2 protein-coding genes are annotated in these 4885 nt (G+C 69.9%); one reads left to right on the top strand and one right to left on the bottom strand.

Annotated elements, in window-relative coordinates:
* Positions 1–226 precede the first annotated feature (226 nt).
* Complete coding sequence (metH, locus tag ACFWYS_RS41070) at positions 227–3745, bottom strand: methionine synthase (RefSeq protein ID WP_384781058.1); 3519 nt, start codon at positions 3743–3745, stop codon at positions 227–229.
* A gap of 294 nt (positions 3746–4039) precedes the next feature.
* Between metH and ACFWYS_RS41075 the strand changes: the two genes are divergently transcribed.
* Positions 4040–4804, top strand: coding sequence for an IclR family transcriptional regulator (locus ACFWYS_RS41075; protein ID WP_384781061.1), 765 nt, complete (start codon positions 4040–4042; stop codon positions 4802–4804).
* Positions 4805–4885 lie beyond the last annotated feature (81 nt).

Genomic DNA, 4885 nt, shown 5'->3' on the forward strand with positions numbered 1-4885 from the left:
TCTGGCCCTTCGTGTGGGGGGGGGGGGCGCCGGTGTTTGCCCCCATGGGCCAGCGTGCGTGGGGGGGCCGGGGGGTTCCCCGGGGCCGCCCCCCCCCTGCGGTGGACCGACCAGTGTACGTCCGCCCCGACCGATGTGCCTCGTTTATTCGGCGTGGTCCGGGGCACACCGTTCATACGCCGGGGGACGCCCTGACGTGCGCCGATGCCGTCGGCGGGGGGACGGGTCAGCGGGCGTTGAAGTACTTCGCCTCCGGGTGGTGGATCACGATCGCGTCCGTGGACTGCTCGGGGTGCAGCTGGAACTCCTCGGACAGATGGACGCCGATGCGCTCCGGCTGGAGCAGGCCGGCGATCTTGGACCGGTCCTCCAGGTTCGGGCAGGCGCCGTAGCCCAGCGAGAAGCGGGCTCCCCGGTACTTCAGCGCGAACATGTCCTCGATGTCGGCCGGGTCCTCACCGGCGAAGCCGAGCTCGGAGCGCACGCGCGCGTGCCAGTACTCGGCGAGGGCCTCGGCCAGCTGCACGGACAGGCCGTGCAGCTCCAGGTAGTCGCGGTAGGAGTTCGATTCGAACAGCCGGGCCGTCTCCTCCCCGATCCGCGAGCCGACGGTGACCACCTGCAGGCCCACGACGTCCGTCTCGCCCGACTCCTGCGGGCGGAAGAAGTCCGCCAGGCACAGGCGCCGGCCGCGGCGCTGGCGCGGGAAGGTGAAGCGGGTGCTTTCGTTGCCGTGCTCGTCCAGCAGGATCAGGTCGTCGTCCTTGGAGACGCACGGGAAGTAGCCGTAGACCACGGCGGCTTCGAGGAGGTTCTCCGTCTGGAGCTTGTCGAGCAGGCCGCGCAGCCGCGGGCGGCCCTCGGTCTCGACGAGTTCCTGGTACGACGGGCCGTCTCCGGTGCGGGTCTCCTTCAGGCCCCACTGGCCCTTGAAGAGGGCGCCCTCGTCGAGCCAGGACGCGTACTCCTTGAGCTGGATGCCCTTGATGACGCGGGTGCCCCAGAACGGCGGCTCGGGGAGCGGGTTGTCGGTGGCGACGTCGGAGCGGACATGACCTTCCTCGGGCCGCTCCTCCAGGACGGCCGCCGTCGCCGCGGTCCTGACCCGGCGCTGCTTGAGCTCGGGCAGCTTCGCGCCGGGGACACCGCGCTTGACGCCGATGAGGGCGTCCATCAGACGCAGGCCCTCGAACGCGTCGCGGGCGTAGCGGACTTCGCCCTGGTAGATCTCGTGCAGGTCCTGCTCGACGTAGGCGCGGGTGAGGGCGGCGCCGCCGAGGATGACGGGGTAGTTCGCCGCGAGGCCGCGCTGGTTGAGCTCCTCCAGGTTCTCCTTCATGATCACCGTGGACTTCACCAGGAGGCCCGACATGCCGATGACGTCGGCCCGGTGCTCCTCGGCGGCCTCCAGGATCGCGGAGACGGGCTGCTTGATGCCCAGATTGACCACGTTGTAGCCGTTGTTGGACAGGATGATGTCCACGAGGTTCTTGCCGATGTCGTGCACGTCGCCGCGCACGGTGGCCAGCACGATGGTGCCCTTGCCGTCGGCGTCGGTCTTCTCCATGTGCGGTTCGAGGTAGGCGACGGCGGCCTTCATGACCTCGGCGGACTGGAGGACGAACGGCAGCTGCATCTGGCCTGAGCCGAAGAGTTCGCCGACGACCTTCATGCCGTCCAGGAGGATCTCGTTGACGATGTCGAGCGCCGGGCGGTCCTGGAGGGCCGCGTCGAGGTCGGCCTCCAGGCCGTTCTTCTCACCGTCGATGATGCGGCGCTTGAGGCGCTCCTCCAGCGGGAGGGCGGCCAGTTCCTCGGCCTTGCCGGCCTTCAGGGACTTGGCGGTGGCGCCCTCGAAGAGCTGCATCAGCTTCTGGAGGGGGTCGTAGCCCTCGCGGCGGCGGTCGTGGATGAGGTCGAGGGCCGTCTGGACCTCTTCCTCGTTGAACCGGGCGATCGGCAGGATCTTCGAGGCGTGCACGATCGCCGAGTCCAGGCCCGCCTTCACGCACTCGTCCAGGAAGACCGAGTTGAGCAGGATGCGGGCGGCCGGGTTGAGGCCGAAGGAGATGTTGGACAGACCGAGGGTGGTCTGTACGTCCGGGTGGCGGCGCTTGAGCTCGCGGATCGCCTCGATGGTGGCGATGCCGTCCCCACGGGACTCCTCCTGACCGGTACAGATGGTGAAGGTCAGGGTGTCGATGAGGATGTCCGACTCAAGGATGCCCCAGTTGCCGGTCAGGTCCTCGATCAGCCGCTCGGCGATCTCGACCTTCTTCTCCGGTGTGCGGGCCTGGCCCTCCTCGTCGATGGTCAGCGCGATCAGGGCGGCGCCGTGCTCCTGGGCCAGCTTGGTGACCTTGGCGAAGCGGGACTCGGGGCCGTCGCCGTCCTCGTAGTTCACGGAGTTGATGACCGCACGGCCACCGAGCTTCTCCAGACCTGCCTGGATGACCGGCACCTCGGTGGAGTCCAGGACGATCGGCAGGGTGGAGGCGGTGGCGAAGCGGCCGGCCAGCTCCTCCATGTCGGCGACGCCGTCCCGGCCGACGTAGTCCACGCACAGGTCGAGCATGTGCGCGCCCTCGCGGATCTGCTCGCGCGCCATCTCCACGCAGTCGTCCCAGCGGGCCTCCAGCATCGCCTCGCGGAACTTCTTCGAGCCGTTGGCGTTGGTGCGCTCGCCGATGGCCAGGTAGGAGGTGTCCTGGCGGAAGGGGACGGTCTGATAGAGGGAGGCGGCGCCCGGCTCGGGCTGCGGCCGGCGCTCCACGGGCGTGGCTTCCCGGACCCGCTCCACGAGCTGGCGCAGATGCTCGGGCGTGGTGCCGCAGCAGCCGCCGATGAGGTTCAGGCCGTAGTCCCGTACGAAGGTCTCCTGGGCGTCGGCCAGGCCCTCGGGGTCGAGCGGGAAGTGGGCGCCGTCCTTGGTGAGGATCGGCAGACCGGCGTTCGGCATGCACAGCAGCGGGGTGCGCGAGTGCCGGGCCAGATAGCGCAGGTGCTCGCTCATCTCGGCGGGGCCGGTCGAGCAGTTCAGGCCGATCATGTCGATGCCGAGGGGCTCCAGCGCGGTCAGCGCGGCGCCGATCTCGGAGCCGAGCAGCATGGTGCCGGTCGTCTCGAAGGCCATCGAGACCAGCAGTGGTACGTCGGTGCCGGTCGCCTCCATGGCGCGGCGGGCGCCCAGGATCGACGACTTCGTCTGCAGGAGGTCCTGCGTGGTCTCCACGATCAGGGCGTCGGCACCGCCGGCGAGCAGGCCCTCGGCGTTCGCCTGAAAGCCGTCGCGCAGGGTGCCGTAGCCGATGTGGCCGAGGGTCGGCAGCTTCGTGCCGGGTCCGATCGAGCCGAGCACCCAGCGCTGGCGGCCGTCACGGGCGCCGTAGGCGTCGGCGGTCTCGCGGGCGATACGGGCGCCCGACTCGGACAGCTCGTACACCCGGTCGGCGATGTCGTACTCGGCCATGGCCGAGTGGTTGGCGCCGAACGTGTTCGTCTCGACGCAGTCCACGCCGGCGTCGAAGTACGCCTCGTGGACCGAGCGCACGATGTCCGGGCGGGTCAGGTTGAGGATCTCGTTGCAGCCCTCAAGGTTCTCGAAGTCCTCAAGAGTGGGGTCCTGGGCCTGCAACATGGTGCCCATCGCTCCGTCGGCGACCACCACTCGGGTGGCGAGCGCCTCTCGGAGCGCGGACACACGGGTCCGGCTGTCGGCGGAAGGGGTCGGTGGCAACGAGGCCATGAAGGGGCTCCCTGGAGTGCGACGGCTGTCGGCTTTGCGCCCTTTACGGAACAGTCCGCGGTGGGCGCACGCCGCCAGCGTAGCCGGGACCGCGTCCGGATGGTCAGGGCGTCCACGGGACGGACGTGGATGACCGGCGGGCCGACTGCCGGATACGACTGGCACAACACGAGCGGACGGATACGGCCCGACCATTAGCGGGAGGTCGGCATCGACCGGTAGTGTTCGACATTGCCGAACGGCGGCGCGACGTCGTGAAGGTCGACGGTCGAAGGGGACGGAGGCAGTACGGCGATGGCACGGAACATCCAGTCGCTCGAACGGGCGGCCGCGATGCTGCGGCTCCTCGCGGGCGGTGAGCGACGCCTCGGCCTGTCGGACATCGCCTCGTCGCTGGGTCTCGCCAAGGGCACCGCCCACGGCATTCTGCGCACCCTCCAGCAGGAGGGCTTCGTCGAGCAGGACGACGCCTCCGGGCGCTACCAGCTGGGCGCGGAGCTGCTGCGCCTGGGCACCACCTATCTGGATGTGCACGAGCTGCGGGCGCGTGCCCTGGTGTGGACGGACGATCTGGCCCGTTCCAGCGGGGAGAGCGTCTATCTGGGTGTCCTGCACCAGCAGGGCGTACTGATCGTCCACCATGTCTTCCGCCCCGACGACAGCCGGCAGGTGCTGGAGATAGGGGCCATGCAGCCGCTGCACTCCACGGCACTGGGCAAGGTCCTGTCGGCGTACGACCCGGTCGCGCACAGCGAGGCGATCGACGCCGACCGCAAGGCCTTCACGGACCGGACCACGTGCGAGCTGGACGCCTTCGAGCACATCCTCGACATGACACGCGCGCGTGGTTACGCGGCCGACGTCGAGGAGACCTGGGAGGGCGTCGCCTCCGTGGCCGCCCCCATCCATGACCGGCGCCGTATGCCGGTCGGCGCGGTCGGCATCACCGGCGCCGTGGAGCGGCTGTGCCGGGACGGGGAACTGCGCCCCGAGCTGATCGCGGCGGTACGGGACTGTGCCCGTGCGGTGTCGCGGGACCTGGGCGCCGGGCGCTTCTGAGGACACACGCGGGGCGCATCGGCGGCCCGCGCGGGATGGGTGGATGTCGTTAGGCGGGGGGGGGTAGGACGCCCCGGCGTT

It is taken from the genome of Streptomyces sp. NPDC059010 (assembly GCF_042740355.1).
Classification (GTDB): Bacteria; Actinomycetota; Actinomycetes; order Streptomycetales; family Streptomycetaceae; genus Streptomyces.

Bases quoted from the DNA above. Each gene is read 5' to 3' on its own strand.
- metH (WP_384781058.1), bottom strand. From the start codon at position 3,745: ATGGCCTCGTTGCCACCGACCCCTTCCGCCGACAGCCGGACCCGTGTG.
- ACFWYS_RS41075 (WP_384781061.1), top strand. From the start codon at position 4,040: ATGGCACGGAACATCCAGTCGCTCGAACGGGCGGCCGCGATGCTGCGG.